15 protein-coding genes are annotated in these 16,652 nt (G+C 73.9%); 4 read left to right on the top strand and 11 right to left on the bottom strand.

Annotated features, from left to right (window positions below; all coding sequences use genetic code 11):
• Nucleotides 1-67 precede the first annotated feature (67 nt).
• The 6 genes from ACQRUO_RS10845 to ACQRUO_RS10820 all read right to left on the bottom strand — a co-directional run bounded on the left by ACQRUO_RS10845 (nucleotide 68) and on the right by ACQRUO_RS10820 (nucleotide 7,574).
• The gene (locus tag ACQRUO_RS10845; RefSeq protein ID WP_428315579.1) at nucleotides 68-529 is read right to left on the bottom strand and encodes an SPW repeat protein; all 462 of its coding nucleotides are present in this window, start codon (nucleotides 527-529) and stop codon (nucleotides 68-70) included.
• Nucleotides 530-733: 204 nt separating this feature from the next.
• Complete coding sequence (locus tag ACQRUO_RS10840; RefSeq protein ID WP_428315578.1) at nucleotides 734-2,863, bottom strand: 3-hydroxyacyl-CoA dehydrogenase NAD-binding domain-containing protein; 2,130 nt, start codon at nucleotides 2,861-2,863, stop codon at nucleotides 734-736.
• A 2-nt stretch (nucleotides 2,864-2,865) separates the two neighbouring features.
• Nucleotides 2,866-4,083, bottom strand: coding sequence for a thiolase family protein (locus tag ACQRUO_RS10835; RefSeq protein ID WP_428315577.1), 1,218 nt, complete (start codon nucleotides 4,081-4,083; stop codon nucleotides 2,866-2,868).
• 179 nt (nucleotides 4,084-4,262) lie between these two features.
• Nucleotides 4,263-5,540, bottom strand: coding sequence for an HRDC domain-containing protein (locus ACQRUO_RS10830; protein ID WP_428315576.1), 1,278 nt, complete (start codon nucleotides 5,538-5,540; stop codon nucleotides 4,263-4,265).
• A 243-nt stretch (nucleotides 5,541-5,783) separates the two neighbouring features.
• Nucleotides 5,784-6,503: a LuxR C-terminal-related transcriptional regulator gene (locus ACQRUO_RS10825; protein ID WP_428315575.1), complete on the bottom strand. Its 720-nt coding sequence runs from the start codon at nucleotides 6,501-6,503 to the stop codon at nucleotides 5,784-5,786.
• 324 nt (nucleotides 6,504-6,827) lie between these two features.
• A complete protein-coding gene (locus ACQRUO_RS10820) occupies nucleotides 6,828-7,574 on the bottom strand; it encodes a DUF3000 domain-containing protein (protein ID WP_428315574.1) in 747 nt (248 codons plus the stop codon).
• Nucleotides 7,575-7,715: 141 nt separating this feature from the next.
• On the opposite strand from ACQRUO_RS10820, the gene hemE reads away from it, so the two are divergent.
• The 3 genes from hemE (at nucleotide 7,716) to hemQ (ending at nucleotide 11,049) form a co-directional block, all read left to right on the top strand.
• Nucleotides 7,716-8,786 (top strand): uroporphyrinogen decarboxylase, encoded by a 1,071-nt coding sequence (gene hemE, locus ACQRUO_RS10815; RefSeq protein WP_428315596.1) that lies wholly within the window; start codon nucleotides 7,716-7,718, stop codon nucleotides 8,784-8,786.
• A 65-nt stretch (nucleotides 8,787-8,851) separates the two neighbouring features.
• Complete coding sequence (gene hemG, locus ACQRUO_RS10810; RefSeq protein ID WP_428315573.1) at nucleotides 8,852-10,279, top strand: protoporphyrinogen oxidase; 1,428 nt, start codon at nucleotides 8,852-8,854, stop codon at nucleotides 10,277-10,279.
• A 44-nt stretch (nucleotides 10,280-10,323) separates the two neighbouring features.
• The gene (hemQ, locus tag ACQRUO_RS10805; protein WP_428315572.1) at nucleotides 10,324-11,049 is read left to right on the top strand and encodes a hydrogen peroxide-dependent heme synthase; all 726 of its coding nucleotides are present in this window, start codon (nucleotides 10,324-10,326) and stop codon (nucleotides 11,047-11,049) included.
• A gap of 79 nt (nucleotides 11,050-11,128) precedes the next feature.
• Here the strand turns inward: hemQ and ACQRUO_RS10800 are convergent, their stop codons facing one another.
• The 3 genes from ACQRUO_RS10800 to ACQRUO_RS10790 form a co-directional block, all read right to left on the bottom strand.
• Nucleotides 11,129-11,929, bottom strand: a complete 801-nt coding sequence (locus ACQRUO_RS10800; protein WP_428315571.1) for a TIGR04222 domain-containing membrane protein — start codon at nucleotides 11,927-11,929, stop codon at nucleotides 11,129-11,131.
• Nucleotides 11,930-12,029: 100 nt separating this feature from the next.
• Nucleotides 12,030-12,533: a sigma-70 family RNA polymerase sigma factor gene (locus ACQRUO_RS10795; RefSeq protein ID WP_428315570.1), complete on the bottom strand. Its 504-nt coding sequence runs from the start codon at nucleotides 12,531-12,533 to the stop codon at nucleotides 12,030-12,032.
• Nucleotides 12,534-12,619: 86 nt separating this feature from the next.
• Nucleotides 12,620-13,609, bottom strand: a complete 990-nt coding sequence (locus tag ACQRUO_RS10790; RefSeq protein ID WP_428315569.1) for a hypothetical protein — start codon at nucleotides 13,607-13,609, stop codon at nucleotides 12,620-12,622.
• 201 nt (nucleotides 13,610-13,810) lie between these two features.
• Between ACQRUO_RS10790 and ACQRUO_RS10785 the strand changes: the two genes are divergently transcribed.
• The gene (locus ACQRUO_RS10785; RefSeq protein WP_428315568.1) at nucleotides 13,811-14,725 is read left to right on the top strand and encodes a GNAT family N-acetyltransferase; all 915 of its coding nucleotides are present in this window, start codon (nucleotides 13,811-13,813) and stop codon (nucleotides 14,723-14,725) included.
• A gap of 85 nt (nucleotides 14,726-14,810) precedes the next feature.
• Here the strand turns inward: ACQRUO_RS10785 and msrB are convergent, their stop codons facing one another.
• Nucleotides 14,811-15,215 carry a peptide-methionine (R)-S-oxide reductase MsrB gene (gene msrB, locus ACQRUO_RS10780; RefSeq protein WP_428315567.1) on the bottom strand — a complete coding sequence of 135 codons (405 nt, stop codon included), beginning with the start codon at nucleotides 15,213-15,215 and terminating at the stop codon, nucleotides 14,811-14,813.
• 12 nt (nucleotides 15,216-15,227) lie between these two features.
• On the bottom strand, nucleotides 15,228-16,640 hold the full coding sequence (gene murC / locus ACQRUO_RS10775; RefSeq protein ID WP_428315566.1) for a UDP-N-acetylmuramate--L-alanine ligase: 1,413 nt from the start codon (nucleotides 16,638-16,640) through the stop codon (nucleotides 15,228-15,230).
• Between the last annotated feature and the right edge of the window lie 12 nt (nucleotides 16,641-16,652).

Genomic DNA, 16,652 nt, shown 5'->3' with positions numbered 1-16,652 from the left:
GCCGGCCGACTCACCGCGAGTCGGCCGGCACCGGCCTTTCCTCCGTTTCCGACCTCGGTCGGACGGGTCACAGTCTGCGCCGCCGGGCGCTGCCGGCGCCGCCCAGCACCATGCCGGCCGCGGTGAACGCGAGCAGGCAGGTGAGGCCGCCGATGACCACCTGGTTCCAGATGATGCCCCTGGTGGCGGTGTGGCCGACGGTCACCACCCAGGGCGAGATGACCAGGAACACACCCGTGGCGGCCATCGCCCAGGTCAGCCCGAACATCCGGGCCGGAGCGAGGGTCAGCCCGAGCCCGAGCGCGGCGATCCCGATCCCCAGGATGAGGTTGGTGACCACGAGCTCGTGGCTGGTGGCGCTGAAGTGCACCACGTAGGGGGAGATGGCCAGGTAGAGGCCGGCCAGCACGACGAGTCCGTCGACGGCGACTCCCTGCGGTCCGTCCATCATGCGCGCGTACCGGGTCCGCATCTCCGCGATGTCCGGGTGGGTGGAGAGGTCACCGGCTTGATGTGAGACGTCGGCCATACGACTCGCCTCCTTCGGGTGTGCAAGTCCGCTCCCGACCCTCGGTCGGGAGTAACCCCGTTGGCCTATCGGTATTATGCGCTTTGTCCCGATTTGCTGTATAGCGAAGCGGCGCCCCGCTCCGGTTGGAGTGGGGCGCCGCTTCAGGCGACCTCAGGCCGCCTCAGGCCGCTCGGCGGGCGCGCAGCGCGCCGCGGGGCTGCCTCAGACCGGCACGCTGGCCAGGCCGGGGGCCAGGAACTTCTTGCCGTTGACCTTCTCGGCGACGCCCTCGCGGTCCAGGTACGGGGTGATCCCGCCCAGGTGGAAGGGCCAGCCGGCGCCGGTGATCATGCACAGGTCGATGTCCTGCGCCTCGCCGACGACGCCCTCGTCCAGCATCAGGCCGATCTCCTGCGCCACCGCCTCCAGGGCGCGGGCGCGGACCTGCTCCTCGGAGAGCGCGTTGTCGCCGAAGGAGAGCAGCGCCTGCACCTCGGGGTCGAGGACCTGGGCGCCGTCCTGCCAGACGTAGAAGCCGCGCTTGCCGGCCTTGACCACCTTGGCGAGGTTCTCGGAGACGGTGAACCGCTCCGGGAAGGCGCCGTGCAGGGTCTCCGAGACGTGCAGCGCGATGGCCGGGCCGACCAGCTCGAGCAGCGCGATCGGGGACATCGGCAGGCCCAGCGGCTGGACCGCCTTCTCGACCGTCTCGAACGCGGTGCCCTCGTCGATGATGTTCTGGATCTCGCCCATGAAGCGGGTCAGGATCCGGTTCACCACGAACGCCGGGGCGTCCTTGGTCAGCACGGCCGTCTTCTTCAGCTTCTTCGCGACCGCGAAGGCGGTGGCGAGCGAGGCGTCGTCGGTCTTCTCGGCCCGGACGATCTCCAGCAGCGGGAGGATCGCGACCGGGTTGAAGAAGTGGAAGCCGACCACGCGCTCCGGGTGCTGGAGCTTGGAGGCCATCTCGGTGACCGAGAGCGAGGAGGTGTTGGTCGCCAGGATGCAGCTCGGCGAGACCACGGCCTCCAGCTCGGCGAAGACGTTCTGCTTGACGCCCATCTCCTCGAACACGGCCTCGATGACGAAGTCCGCGTCGCCGAAGGCGGCGGCCTTGTCGAGCGAGCCGCGCACCAGGCCCTTGAGCTTGTTCGCCTTGTCGCCGTTGATCCGGCCCTTGCCGAGCAGCTTGTCGATCTCGGCGTGCACGTAGCCCACGCCCTTGTCGATCCGCTCCTGGTCGATGTCGGTGAGGACCACCGGCACCTCCAGGCGGCGTGCGAAGAGCAGCGCCAGCTGGGAGGCCATCAGGCCGGCGCCGACCACGCCGACCTTGCTGACCGGGCGGGCCAGCGACTTGTCCGGGGCGCCGAACGGCTTCTTGGCCCGGCGCTGCACCAGGTTGAAGGCGTAGATGCCGGCCCGCAGCTCGCCGCCCATGATCAGGTCGGCCAGCGCCGCGTCCTCGGCGTCGAAGCCCTTCTGCAGGTCGGCGTCCTTGGCGGCGGCCATGATGTCCAGCGCGCGGTAGGCGGCCGGGGCGGCGCCGTGCACCTTGGCGTCGGCGACCGCGCGGCCCCAGGCGATGCACTGGTCCCAGTTGTCGCCGCGGTCGATCTCCGGGCGCTCGACGGCGACGTCGCCCTTGAGGACCTTGGCGGCCCACAGCAGCGACTGCTCCAGGAAGTCGGCCGGCTCGAAGATCGCGTCCGCGATGCCGAGCTCGAACACCTCCTTGCCCTTGAGCTGCTTGTTCTGGGACATCGAGTTCTCGATGATGACCTTGACCGCGTTGGCCGGGCCGACCAGGTTCGGCAGGATGGTGCAGCCGCCCCAGCCGGGCACCAGGCCGAGGAAGACCTCGGGCAGCGAGAAGGCCGGCACGCCCGCGCTCACCGTGCGGTAGGTGCAGTGCAGGCCGATCTCCACGCCGCCGCCCATCGCGGCGCCGTTGTAGAAGGTGAAGCTCGGCACCGGCAGCGCGGCGATCCGCTTGAAGACCTCGTGGCCGCCCTTGCCGATGGCCAGCGCGTCCGCGTGCTCCTTGAGCAGCTCGACGCCCTTGAGGTCGGCGCCGACCGCGAAGATGAACGGCTTGCCGGTGATCGCGACGGCGACGACCTTGCCGTCCGCGGCCTCCGCCTCGACCTGGTCCAGCGCCACCGACAGCTTGAGCAGCGAGCCCGGGCCGAAGGTGGTCGGCTTGGTGTGGTCGAAGCCGTTGTCGAGGGTGATCAGCGCCAGCTTGCCGGCCTGCAGCGGCAGGTCCAGGTGGCGCACGTGCGCGGTGGTGACGACCTCGCCGGGGAACAGCTCGGCGCCGCGCTCGAGGAGCTCAGTGGTGTTGCTCATGATCACTTACCACCCTCGAAGTGGGGGTTCTCCCAGATGACGGTCGCGCCCATGCCGAAGCCGACGCACATGGTGGTCAGGCCGTAGCGGACGTCCGGGCGCTGCTCGAAGCGGTGCGCCAGCTGGTTCATCAGGCGAACGCCGGAGGAGGCCAGCGGGTGGCCGAACGCGATCGCGCCGCCGAACGGGTTGACCCGCTCGTCATCGTCGGCGATGCCGTAGTGGTCGAGGAAGGCCAGCACCTGCACGGCGAAGGCCTCGTTGACCTCGAACGCGCCGATGTCCTCGATGGTCAGGCCGGCCATGGCCAGCGCCTTCTCGGTGGCCGGGACCGGGCCGATGCCCATGACCTCGGGCTCCACGCCGGCGAAGGCGTAGGCGACCAGGCGCATCTTGACCGGCAGGCCGAGCTCCTCGGCCACGTCCTCGGCGGCCAGCAGCGAGGCGGTGGCACCGTCGTTCAGACCGGCCGAGTTGCCCGCGGTGATGTTGCCGTGCGGGCGGAACGGGGTCTTCAGGCCGGCCAGGTTCGCCATCGTGGTGCCCGGGCGCATCGGCTCGTCCGCGGTGGCCAGGCCCCAGCCGGTCTCGCCGGCGTCGGGGTTGGTGTTGCGGATCGCGATCGGCACCAGGTCGGGCTGGATGTCGCCGTTGGCGTAGGCCTTGGCCGCCTTCTCCTGGGAGCGCACCGCGTAGGCGTCGCAGCGCTCCTTGGTGATGTGCGGGAAGCGGTCGTGCAGGTTCTCCGCGGTCATGCCCATGAACAGGGCGGACTCGTCGACCAGCTTCTCGGAGACGAAGCGCGGGTTCGGGTCGACGCCCTCGCCCATCGGGTGGCGGCCCATGTGCTCGACGCCACCGGCCACGACGATGTCGTAGGCGCCGAAGGCGATGCCGCCGGCGGTGGCGGTGACGGCGGTCAGCGCGCCGGCACACATCCGGTCGATGGCGTAGCCGGGGACCGACTTCGGCAGGCCGGACAGCATGGCGGCGGTGCGGCCGATGGTCAGACCCTGGTCGCCGATCTGCGTGGTGGCCGCGATGGCGACCTCGTCGATCCGCTCGACGGGCAGGTTCGGGTTGCGGCGCACGAGCTCCCGGATGCACTTGACGACCAGGTCGTCGGCGCGGGTCTCGTGGTAGATGCCCTTCGGGCCGGCCTTGCCGAACGGGGTGCGGACGCCGTCGACGAAGACGACGTCCCTCGCGGTACGAGGCACGGGGGCTCTCCTCCCAGGGGACATGGCATGGTGCGCAGAGGCGTGCTCGCACGAGCAGCGCTGCTTCACGGTCATGCTACTGGTCGGTAACCAACTTGCCCAGGGCCGGGTGCACCCGTCCCGGTGTGTCCCGCACCACGCGTGCAGGCAGGACACCCGGACGGCGCAACCAGCGCGTCTCAGTCGATCGGCCGGGTGGCCGGCTTGGCGGGCGTCCGGGGCGCGGCCGCCGCGGCCTGGAAGGCCTCGGCCACCGCGGGGGCCACCAGCTCCACCTGCCAGCGGCGGGCACCGAGCGCGCGCAGCGCTCCGGCGACGGCGGGCGCGGTGGCCTCGGCCGGCGGTTCCCAGGAGACCCGGCGGACCAGTTCCGGGGTGATCAGGTTCTCGGCCGGCAGGTGGTGCTGCTCGGCCAGCTCGGCCACCGCGGCCTTGGCGCCGGCCAGTCGGGCGGCGGCCACCGGGTCCTTCTCGGCCCAGGCCCGCGGCGGCGGCGGACCCTCGTGCGGGGCGGCGGCCGGCGGCAGCTGGGACTCCGGGACGGCCCGGGCCCGCTCCACCGCGGCCAGCCACTGCTCCAGCTGGCGCCGGTGCACCCGGGGGCCGAAGCCGGGCAGCGCCTGCAGGGTCTGCACGTTGGTCGGCAGCGCCAGCGCGGCCGCCACGATCGCCGCGTCGGAGAGCACCCGGCCCGGCGAGACGTCGCGCTCCTGGGCCTGGCGGTCCCGCGCCTGCCAGAGTTCGCGGACTGCGGCCAGCTGCCGGCGCCGGCGCACCTTGTGCATCCCGGAGGTGCGCCGCCACGGGTCGACCCGGGGGGCCGGGCGCGGGGCGGCGGCGATCGCGGCGAACTCCTGCAGCGCCCAGTCCAGCTTGCCCTGGCCGTCCAGCTCCTGTTCGAGTGCGTCGCGCAGCTCGACCAGCACCTCGACGTCCAGGGCGGCGTAGCGCAGCCAGGGCTCGGGCAGCGGGCGGGTGGACCAGTCCACCGCGGAGTGCTCCTTGGCCAGCGTGTAGCCGAGCACGCTCTCGGTCATCGGCCCGAGGCCGACCCGGGCGAAGCCGGCGATCCGGCCGGCCAGTTCGGTGTCGAAGAGCCGCTGCGGGCGCATCCCGACCTCGGCCAGGCAGGGCAGGTCCTGGGTGGCCGCGTGCACCACCCACTCGGTGTCCGCCAGGGCCGCGCCGAGCCCGGTCAGGTCCGGGCAGGCGATCGGGTCGATCAGCGCGGTGCCGGCGCCGGCGCGGCGCAGTTGGATCAGGTAGGCGCGCTGGCCGTAGCGGTAGCCGGAGGCGCGCTCGGCGTCGATGGCGACCGGGCCGGTACCGCCGGCGAACGCCTCGACCACCTCGGCCAGCGCCGCCTGGTCGGCGACCACCGGTGGCAGGCCCTCCCGCGGCTCGAGCAGCGGCACCGGGGCGGTCTCTAGGGCGATGGCTTCAGCGGCGTCGGTCACCCACCAAGGGTACGACGACCCCCGTCAGGGGGACCCTGGTCGGCCGCCGTGAGCGGCCCCGGCCCACCCCGCCGGATTCCCGGCACAACCCGGTCACCGGACGCACACCAGGCCGACACCTGAGCAGCACCCGACCGGCACCCGGATGGCCGCGGGCGGCCCCCGGTCGGCCCACGAGAGGCACCCGGAAACGGCCGGCGGCCCGGAGGAAACGTTCCTCCGGGCCGCCGCCCCGGCCGACCATCAGTGGATGATGCCGGTCCGCAGTGCGACCGCGACCATGCCGGCCCGGTCGCCGGTGCCGAGCTTGCGGGCGATCCGGGCCAGGTGGCTCTTCACGGTCAGCGCGGACAGGCCCATCGCCACGCCGATCGCCTTGTTCGACTGGCCCTCGGCGACCAGGCGCAGCACCTCGACCTCGCGTCCCGACAGCTCGCGGTAGGCGGCGGGCTGGGCGCCGGGCGCGCCGGGGGCCGCGCCGTTGCCCGGCACGCCGCTCAGGTGCCCGGGGGTGCCCGGCAGGCCCGGGCGGCGCATCCGGCCGGCCAGGTGGGCCGCGCCGAGCGGCAGGCCCGGACGGCCGGGCATCGCCATGTTGGTGCGGGTGCCGGTGACCACGTAGCCCTTGACGCCGCCGGCCAGCGCGCTGCGCACCGCGCCGATGTCGTCGGCCGCGGAGAGCGCCAGGCCGTTGGGCCAACCGGCGGCCCGGGTCTCGGCCAGGATGGTCAGGCCCGAGCCGTCGGGCAGGTGGACGTCCGCCACGCAGATGTCGCGCGGGGTGGAGACCCGCGGGCGGGCCTCGGTGATCGAGGAGACCTCGATGACGTCGCGCACGCCGAGCGCCCAGAGGTGGCGGGTGACGGTGTTGCGGACCCGGGGGTCGGCGATCACCACCATCGCGGTGGGCTTGGTCGGACGGTAGGCGACCACGTTTGCGGGGTGCTCCAGCAGGACCGACACCGTGCCTCCTGAGGGGAGTGGCGGACGGAACCCCGATGAGCGAAGGAGTCGGAGTGTTCCGCGTGTGGAAAGGGTCACAGACTGCTTCGGCAGCATTCGTGCCTGGCTTTAGCGAATGATCACGATCTAGTGAGTCACAATACGGACAAATTGCGTGGACGAATGGCGCGACATGCCCACTGAGCGTCAGAAATCGATCGGGAACGTGATGAAACGGTCAGCCCCTGCTGGGTAGTTGACGCTCGATCACGCGCTGTGACGCCCGGTGAGCAGCCCGGCGGCGCCTTCGGCGGCCACGGGTGCGCGCCGACGGACCGTCAGCCTTCAGTGTGAGCGCGGGCGGCGCCGGGCCGGCATCGGGACCACTCCGCCGAGTGACGGCGCGTCCGGTGCGGTCAGGGGCGCGGGCGGGCTCGGGGGCAGCCCCGCGCAGACGCAGAGCAGGTCGGCCCAGGCGCTCAGGTGCCGCTCGAACCGGCCGTCGGAGGGCGTCCAGGAGGCCCGCAGCTCGATCTCGGTGGACGGCGGCCGCTCGGCCAGCGCGCCGAAGTACTGCGAGGCGCACCGGGTCACCGTGCCGCCCGGCGCGGCGTGCCCGGCCCCGTGGCCCTGCAGCGCGTCCATCAGCCAGGCCCAGCCGACCTCGGTGAGCATCGGGTCGCCGGCGATCTCCGGCTCCAGCTCGGCCCGGGTCATGGTGACCACCCGGAACTCGCCCTGCCAGGCCTCCTGCCCGGCCGGGTCGTGCAGCAGCACGAAGCGCCCGTCGGCCAGCTCCTCGCCGTCCACCTCCACCTCGGCGGTCACCGCCCAGCTGAACGGGGCCAGCCGGCGCGGCGCCGGTGCCGGCGCGAGCCGCACCTCGGGGCGCAGCCGGAGCCCGGCCAGCGCCTCGACCGCGCTGCGGAAGGCGGCGTCCCCCGGCTTCTCCGCCGGGGTGTGCCTGGGCGGCTCCGCCGCAGTGTGCCTCGGCGGCTCCGCCGGGGTTTGCCTGGGCGGCTCCGCCGCGGGGATCGACACCGACTCCTTGCCCGTTCCACCCTGTGCGTGGTTCCCGCCGACCGCTGCCATGAGCTGAAGATTAGGCCCTGAGGATCGCATCACGGCGGAGCGGCACGCCCTTGGACGATCCCACGAGCGGGCAGCGAGTTGATCCGCCAGGACGCGTGGGAGGATGGCGGGGTGAGTGAGACGACCGCTGCCCAGCCTCTCGTGCCGACCCCCGCCGCCCAGCCCGCCCGGCGCGGCCGGGCGTACGACTCCGCCTTCCTGCGGGCCTGCCGGCACGAGCCGGTGCCGCACACGCCGGTCTGGTTCATGCGGCAGGCCGGTCGCTCGCTGCCCGAGTACCTGAAGGTGCGCGAGGGCATCCCGATGCTCGACTCCTGCATGCGCCCCGACCTGGTCAAGGAGATCACCCTGCAGCCGGTGCGCCGGCACAAGGTGGACGCCGCGATCTTCTTCAGCGACATCGTGGTGCCGCTCAAGGCGGTCGGCATCGACGTGGACATCAAGCCCGGCATCGGCCCGGTGATCGCGGACCCGATCCGCACCGCCGCCGACCTGCAGCGGCTGCGCCCGCTGGAGCCGGACGACGTCTCCTACGTCACCGAGGCGGTCGGCCTGCTGGTCGACGAGCTCGGCAGCACCCCGCTGATCGGCTTCGCCGGCGCCCCCTACACGCTGGCCAGCTACCTGGTCGAGGGCGGCCCGTCGAAGAACCACGAGCGCACCAAGGCCATGATGTACGGCGAGCCGGAGCTCTGGGCCGAGCTGGTCGACCGGCTGGCCGACATCACCGCCGGCTTCCTCAAGGTGCAGATCGACGCCGGCGTCTCCGCCGTCCAGCTGTTCGACTCCTGGGTCGGCTCGCTGGCCCCGGACGACTACCGCCGCTCGGTGATGCCGGCCAGCACCAAGGTCTTCGACGCGGTCGCCGACCTCGGCGTGCCGCGGATCCACTTCGGCGTGGGCACCGGCGAGCTGCTCGGCCTGATGGGCGAGGCCGGCGCCGACGTGGTCGGCGTGGACTGGCGGGTCCCGCTCAACGAGGCGGCGCGCCGGGTCGGCCCGGGCAAGGCGCTGCAGGGCAACCTCGACCCGGCCGTGCTCTTCGCGCCCACCAAGGTGGTGGAGACCAAGGCCCGCGAGGTGCTGCACGCGGCCTCCTCGCTCGGCACCAGCGGCCACATCTTCAACCTCGGCCACGGCGTGGTGCCGAGCATGGACCCGGACGCGCTGAGCCGCCTGGTCGCCTTCGTGCACGAGGCCAGCGCCCGCTGACCCCGCCGGTCCGGGTGGTGCCGGTGCGGTCCGGCCCGGGCCGTGAGGTCTGCGAGACTGCGGCCATGGCAGAAGCAGAAGCGGCAGGAGCCCTGCCCGAGGTCGTCGTGATCGGTGGCGGCATCGCCGGGTTGGCCGCCGCCGCCCACCTCGGCGGGGCGGCCGGCGGGCCGGCCCGGGCCCGGGTCACCCTGGTGGAGGCCGGCGACCGGCTGGGCGGCAAGCTGAAGGCCGGCGAGGTCGGCGGGATCCGGGTGGACCTGGGCGCCGAGTCGATGCTGGCCCGCCGCCCGGAGGCGGTCGAGCTGGCCCGGGCGGTCGGCCTGGCCGAGGAGTTGGAGCCGCCGAGCACCGCCAAGGCGGCCGTCTGGACCCGCGGCGCGCTGCGCCCGCTGCCCGGCGGCCAGCTGATGGGCGTGCCCGGCGACCTGGCCGCGCTGGCCGCCAGCGACCTGCTCAGCCCCGCGGGGCTGACCCGCGCGCAGGCCGAACGACCGGCCCCCGCGGGTGACTTCGGCGCCGACGGGGACGTCGCGATCGGCGCCTACGTGGCCGAGCGGCTCGGCCCGGAGGTGGTGGACCGGCTGGTCGAACCGCTGCTCGGCGGTGTGTACGCGGGCCGGGCCGCGGAGATCTCGATGCGCGCCGCGGTGCCGCAGCTGCTCGCCATCGCCCGCGGCGGCGGCTCGCTGGTCGAGGGGGTGCACGCGCTGCTGGACCGCCCGCAGGCCGGCGGCCCGGTCTTCCAGGGCCTGCGCGGCGGCATCGGCACCCTGCCGCAGGCCGTCGCGGCCGCCTGCGAGAAGGCCGGCGTCCGGCTGCGGCTGAACACCCCGGCCACCGAACTGCGCCGCACCCCGAGCGGCTGGCGGGTGGGCACCGCGGCCGGCCCGATCGAGGCGGCCGCGGTGCTGCTGGCCGTCCCGGCCCCGGTGGCCGCCCGGCTGCTGGCCGTCGAGGTGCCGGCCGCCGCCGCGGAGCTGGCCGCGGTGGAGTACGCCGGGATGGCGCTGGTCACCCTCGCCTTCCACCGGGCCGAGCTGCCCGCGCCGCCGCCCGGCAGCGGCTTCCTGGTGCCGCCGGTGGACGGCCGCTCGATCAAGGCCGCCACCTTCTCGACGCAGAAGTGGGGCTGGCTGGACCGCGCGGCCCCCGAGGCCTTCGTGCTGCGCACCTCGCTCGGGCGCTACCGCGAGGAGGCCGCCCTGGACCTGGACGACGCCGAGCTGGTCGCCCGCTCGCTGGCCGACCTGCGCGAGGCGGTCGGGCTGACCGCGCGGCCGTACGCGAGCTCGGTGGACCGCTGGCGGGCCGGGCTGCCGCAGTACCCGGTCGGCCACCAGCAGCGGGTGGCCCGGATCCGCGCGGCGGTGGCCGGGGCGGGCGCCCTGGCGGTGGCCGGCGCGGCCTACGAGGGGGTCGGGATCCCGGCCTGCGTGGCCAGCGCCCGCCGGGCCGCCGACGAATTGCTGACCCCCGGCACCGGCGCCTGAGGGCCCGGAGCGACAATGCCGAGTGACGAACGGAGAGTGCGACCATGACCGAGACCACTGAGCAGACGCCGAACGAGCAGGCGCCCAAGAAGAAGGCCCGGGACCTCAACCAGGTCATCCGCTACACCATGTGGTCGGTGTTCCGGCTGAAGGACGCGCTGCCCGAGGACCGCGGCGCGCTGGCCACCGAGGTCGAGGAGCTGTTCGAGCAGCTCGCCGCCAAGGACGTCACCGTCCGCGGCAGCTACGACGTCTCCGGCCTGCGGGCCGACGCCGACCTGATGATCTGGTGGCACGCGGAGGACTCGGACGACCTCCAGGAGGCCTACAACCGCTTCCGCCGCACCGCGCTGGGCCGTTCGCTCGCGCCGGTCTGGTCGAACATGGCGCTGCACCGCCCGGCCGAGTTCAACAAGTCGCACATCCCGGCCTTCCTGGCCGACGAGCGGGCCCGCGACTACGTCTGCGTCTACCCGTTCGTCCGCTCCTACGAGTGGTACCTGCTGCCCGACGAGGAGCGCCGGGCGATGCTCGCCGAGCACGGCCAGATGGCCCGCGGCTACCCCGACGTGCGGGCCAACACGGTGGCCTCGTTCGCGCTCGGCGACTACGAGTGGCTGCTCGCCTTCGAGGCGGACGAGCTGCACCGGATCGTGGACCTGATGCGCGACCTGCGCCCGTCCCGGGCCCGGCTGCACGTGCGCGAGGAGGTCCCGTTCTACACCGGGCGCCGCAAGCCGATCGCGGAGCTGCTGAACGGGCTCGCCTGACGCCTCCCCGGCGGGCCGCCCCGGGCGGCCCGCCCGACGGTGCACCGGGGCGGCTGCCCGGTGCACCGCGGTGCGGTGGTCAACCGCGCACGGCCATCCGCAGCCGGGCGTCCGCCAGGGCCTCCGCGCCGTCGATCGCCACGGCGGTCAGCAGCCGCCGCTCGGCGTCGGCGACGTCCTGCGGGCCGTCGCCCGCCCCGGTGCCCGGGCGCCGGGGGCGGCGGCGCAGTTCGCGCAGCACCTCGTCCCCGGCCGGGGCGGCCCAGCGGGTGTAGGGGTGGATGTCGACCCGGGCCATCAGCAGGGTGCCGGTGGTGAGGATCAGCGGCAGCGAGAACCAGGCCAGCGCGGCGGCGTCGGTGTGCCGGCCCGGCTCGGTGAGAGTCAGCGCGGCGACCAGCAGCACCACCGAGAGCAGCAGCGCCTGGCGGACCTGGCGCACCGCCAGCAGGGTGGTCTCGCGGATCGCCGGCGGGGTGGCCAGCCCGGCCAGGGTGAGCCGGGTGCCGATCTCGGCCACCGTCGGGTGCTCGCTCAGCGCCTCCCGCAGCTCGGACGTGCGGCACTGGCCCTCCGGACCGATCTCCTTGATCAGCGCCCGCTCCAGCCGGCTGCGGCCCTTCGGGTCGACCACCGTGGTCCAGCCGGTGTGCGCCAGGTGCAGCCGGCCGCGCCCGCTCATCAGCACCAGCGCCAGCTCCACCACCCGCTCGGGGCCACCGGCCAGGTAGGCCGTCTCGTACAGTCCGATCGCCGGCTGCTCCTCCTCCTCGTCCTCCGTCAGGCCCGTCATGGCGTCCGCCGCGGCGGCGGCCCGGACCAGGCGCAGACAGGCGAGGACGGAGACCACGCAGGCCGGGACCAGGAAGAGCAACCACATGGGCCCTGTTCTAAACCTCCGGCGGCCGATTCGGCAGGGGTAGCCAGGAGCGATACCCAATCGTGACGTCGTGGACGCACCGCCCGAGCGGGCGGCGGGCTCAACTGTGCAGCAGCGTGCCGTCCTGGCCCAGGTGGCGGCGGAGCACGGTCATCGCCCGGGCGCTCTGCGACTTCACCACCGAGGTGCTCAGACCGAGGATCTCCGCGGTGGCCTCCACGCTCTGGTCCTCCCAGTAGCGCAGCAGCACGATCGCCCGGTCCCGCTTGGAGAGCAGGTCGAGGGCTTCCAACAGGGTCAGCCGGGTGGCCGTCCGGTCCCCGCCGGCCGCCGGCCGGTCCGGCAGCTGCTCCACCGTCAGCTCGGTGCTGCTCAGCCGCCGCCGGTGGTCCAGCAGGCTGTTCAGCAGCACCTTGCGGGCGTAGCGGAACGGGTCGCCGCCCTGGTCGCGGGAGACCTTGTTCCAGTGCACGTACATCTTGGTGAGTGCGGTCTGGGTGAGGTCCTGGGCCAGGTGCCAGTCCCGGCACATCAGGTAGGCGATCTGCCGCAGTCTGGTGGCGTTCGCCTCGGCGAAGGCGATGAACTCGGACTCGTTGCGCACGGTCGGTCCCCCCCGGGATCGATTCAGGTGATGGAAGCACGGGCGCCGCGGCCCCGGGAGGACCGGGACCGCGGCGCTGACCGCGGTCAGTGGAACGTGGGCAGACTGCCGTACTCCGTGCCGGCGCGGGCGGCCTGGGCGGCGGGCTCGAGGATGCCGATCGACGGGTCGCCGGCCAGCTGGACCGCCTGGTCCTGGCTCAGTGCCTCGAAGCTCGCCGGGTTCTGGGACCCGTTCCAGGCCAGGCAGGTGCTCAGCTGGACGGTGACCAGGCTGCCGTCCGGGTGCTGGGTGGTGACCACCGTGCTCTGGATGCAGTTCCCGGACTCGTGGGACACCTGGTACGGCTGGCCGCGGCCGTCGGTCCCGCAGCCGCTGGAGCAGTCCAGTGCGCCGCTGGTCAGGAAGACCCGGACCATGCTGGTGCCGCGGCTGTCGTTCAGGTAGACCTGCGCACTCGCCTGTCCGTTGGCGTCGCGCCCGACGGCCGCGTACGGGCCGGTGGCCGGGCGGCCGGGCAGGGCGGCGACCACCTCGGCCACCAGCCCGTCCGGGGTGGTGGGCACCGTGCCGCCGGCGCTCGGCGTGGGGAGCGGGGCCGTGGTGATGGCGCCGCCGGTGGGCGGGGGCACCGGGTGGGTGCTGGGGAGGTCGGCGCCGCTGCGGGAGGGCGGCGGCGACCCGGGCGCCAGGCCGGTGGGGGCGGGCGTGGTCGAGGGGTTCGCCGAGGGGCCCGCCGAGGAGCTGGGAGAAGCGCTCGGTGAGGCAACGGCGGCGCCGCCCGGGTCGGGCGCCGCGGACGGCGGCGGCGGGTCGCCCGGCAGCGGGGTGGGTGCGGTGGAGAGCGCGGCGGCCGCGCCGGCCAGGTCCGCTGTGTGCTGCGGCCCGCTGCCCAGCGTGCCCAGCAGCGCGGCCACGGTGGCGACCGCGGCGACCGAGGCCGCGGCACCGCCGATCATCCGGACCCGGCGGATCCGGCGGCCGCGTCGGGCGGCCTGGCCGACCAGGTCGCCCAGCGGGGGCGGACTGAGGGTGGCCAGCTCCTCCTCCAGGGAGGTACTGAACTCGTCGTTCATCGTGGTTGTCCCTTGTGGTCAAGAACCGCACGCCGGCCATGCGGACCCGCTCGGTGGCGGGGCTCTGCTCACCAGGACGGGCTGGGCCGGCGGTTCGGTCGCAGCGCGGCACCGGTATTTTGCCTGGCCCACCGCGCCCGGGCCGGGCCGGGCCGGTAAATCGTTCGCACACCGCGGCGAGCCGGGTCTAGCGTGCGGCCCGTGACGCTTCGAATCCGCGAGTTCACCCCTGCCGACTCCGTGGCGGCCGCCGCCTGCCACCGGGCCGGCCGGCCGTACCTCGTCCTGACCCCCGAACTCATTCCGTGGATGGTGGAGCGGACGCCGCCGGAGAAGCGGCACCGGCTGCTGCTCGCCGAGTTGGACGGCCAGGTGGTGGGCAGCGCCCGCTGCTCCCTGATGGCGCGCGGCAGCATCCCGGACCAGGCCTCGCTCAACGTCTCGGTGCTGCCCGAGCACCGCGGCCGGGGCGTGGGCAGCGCGCTGCTGGCCGCCGGTGAGGCCTACCTGCGCGGGCTGGGCGCCACCCACACGCACGGCTGGGTCGACGACCTGCCGCGCGACCTGGGCTTCGCCGAGCGGCACGGCTACCGGCTCGGGCGCACCGGGCAGTTCGCCTCCCTCGACCTGACCGGCCCGCTGCCCGCGGTGCCGCCGCTGCCGGCGGGCGTGGAGCTGCGCTCCGCCGTCGAGTTCCGCGACGACCCGTGGCCGGTCTACCTGGTGGAGCGGGACGCGTCGGTGGACGAGCCGGGCGACGTGCCGCAGGAGCCGATGAGCTACCAGGAGTGGCTGGACACCCTCTGGACCCACCCGGACCAGCGCGCGGAGCTGACCGTGGTGGCCCTGGTGGACGGCGAGCCCGCCGCGTTCAGCGTGGTGTACGACGACGGCGGCACCAGCTACTGGTCCGCCTTCACCGCCACCCGCCCCGCCTTCCGCGGCCGGGGCCTGGCCAAGCTGGCCAAGACCGCCTCGCTGCACCGGGCCCGGGCGGCCGGCCTCACCACGGCCTACACCAACAACGACGCGAGCAACGCCCCGATGCTGGCGATCAACGCCTGGCTCGGCTACACCCCGTGCGCGGTCGAGCGGAAGGGCATCAAGGAGCTCTGATCGACGGGCCCCGCACGAGGGGTGGCGGAACGCGTCGGGGCCGCGCCGTGCCCGGCGCCGCCCCGACGTTGGTGCTTCGCCTAGCTCACTCCGCCGGGCGCAGGGTGAGCGAGATGCTGTTGATGCAGTAGCGCTGGTCGGTCGGGGTCGGGTAGCCCTCGCCCTCGAAGACGTGGCCCAGGTGGCTGCCGCAGCGGGCGCAGCGCACCTCGACGCGGCGCATGCCGTGGGTGTCGTCCTCGATGTACTGGACCCGGTCCTCGGCCAGCGGCGCGTAGTACGACGGCCAGCCGCAGTGGCTCTCGAACTTGGTGGTGGAGCTGAACAGCTCGCCGCCGCAGGCCCGGCAGCTGTAGACGCCCTCCGTCCTGGTGTCGGTGTACTCCCCGACGAACGGGCGCTCGGTGCCCGCCTCGCGCAGCACGTGGTACTCCTCCGGGCTGAGCTGGGCGCGCCACTCCGCCTCGGACTTCTCGATCTCGTAGCTCATCGTCGACCTCCCTCAGACCGCAACAGCGGAGAGCTGCCGGAGAATTTCCGGGCCGAGGTCGGTGACGTCCCCGGCGCCCATGGTCAGCACCAGGTCGCCGGGCGCGGCCAGCTTGGCCAGCACCTCGGCGGCGGCCGCGAACTCGTGCTCGGCGGCGACCTCGGCGCCGGCCCGGTGGGCGGCGTCGATGATCAGCTCGCTGGTCACGCCCGGGATCGGGTCCTCGCGGGCCGGGTAGATGTCGAGCACCACCGAGGAGTCGGCCAGCGCCAGCGCCTGGCCCATCTCCTCGGCCAGCTGCTGGGTGCGGCTGAACAGGTGCGGCTGGAAGACCACCAGCACCCGGCCGGTGGTGGCCTCGCGGATCGCCTCCAGGTCGGCGGTCATCTCGGTGGGGTGGTGCGCGTAGGAGTCGATCACCTGCACGCCGCGCGCCTCGCCCTTGAGCTGCAGCCGCCGGCGCACGCCGGTGTACGCCCCCAGCGCCTTGGCCAGCTCCGCGGCGGGCACCCCGAGCGCCACCCCGGCGGCCAGCGCGGCCACCGCGTTGTGCGCGTAGTGCCGGCCGGGCACCGAGACGGTGAAGGTCAGCTCGGTGCCGTCCAGCACCACGGTGACCTCGCTGGTCATGCCGCGCGGCTGCACCGAGACGACCCGGACGGTGGCGTCCGCCGCGGCGCCCACCGTCACGACGTTCAGCCCGCCGGGGTGCTGCGCGGCCGTGGCCGCCACCCGCGCGGTCAGCTCCCGGGCGCCCTCGTGGTCGGCGGAGACCACCAGCGTGCCGCCGGGCGTCAGGCGTCCGACGAAGGTCTCGAAGGATTCGTAGATCTCGTCCATCGAGGCGTAGTTGGCGTGGTGGTCGAGCTCCACGTTGAGCACGATCGCCACCTCGGGCGCGTACTTGTGGAAGCTGCGGTCGCTCTCGTCGGCCTCGGCCACGAAGATCTCGCCGGTGCCGTGGTGGGCGTTGCTGCCGGGGGCGTCCAGGTCGCCGCCGATCGCGTAGGACGGGTCCAGGTCCAGCGCGCCGAGTGCCACGGCCAGCATGCTGGTGGTGGTGGTCTTGCCGTGGGTGCCGGCCACCGCCAGCGCCCGGCGCCCGCCCATCAGCGCGGCGAGCGCGTCGGAGCGGTGCACCACCGGGATGCCGCGCTCGCGCGCCGCGGCCAGCTCCGGGTTGTCGGCCCGGATGGCGCTGGAGACCACGATGCTGCTGGCGCCGTCCGGCACGTTCTCGGCGGCGTGGCCGACCTGCACGGTGGCGCCCAGCTCGCGCAGCGCCAGCACGGTCTGGGACTCCTTGGCGTCGCTGCCGGAGACCTTGGCCCCGCGCACCGCGAGGATCTTGGCGAGGCCCGACATGCCGGCCCCGCCGATGCCGATGAAGTGCGGGGCGTGCAGGTCGTGCGCGGCGTCGTTCAAGGCGATCTCCGG

Origin of the sequence: Kitasatospora sp. LaBMicrA B282, from assembly GCF_050325825.1 — a bacterium.
In the GTDB taxonomy this organism is placed as follows: Bacteria; Actinomycetota; Actinomycetes; order Streptomycetales; family Streptomycetaceae; genus Kitasatospora.
Note: the sequence above shows the minus strand (reverse complement) of the source record. Positions and strands in the feature narration are given on the sequence as shown.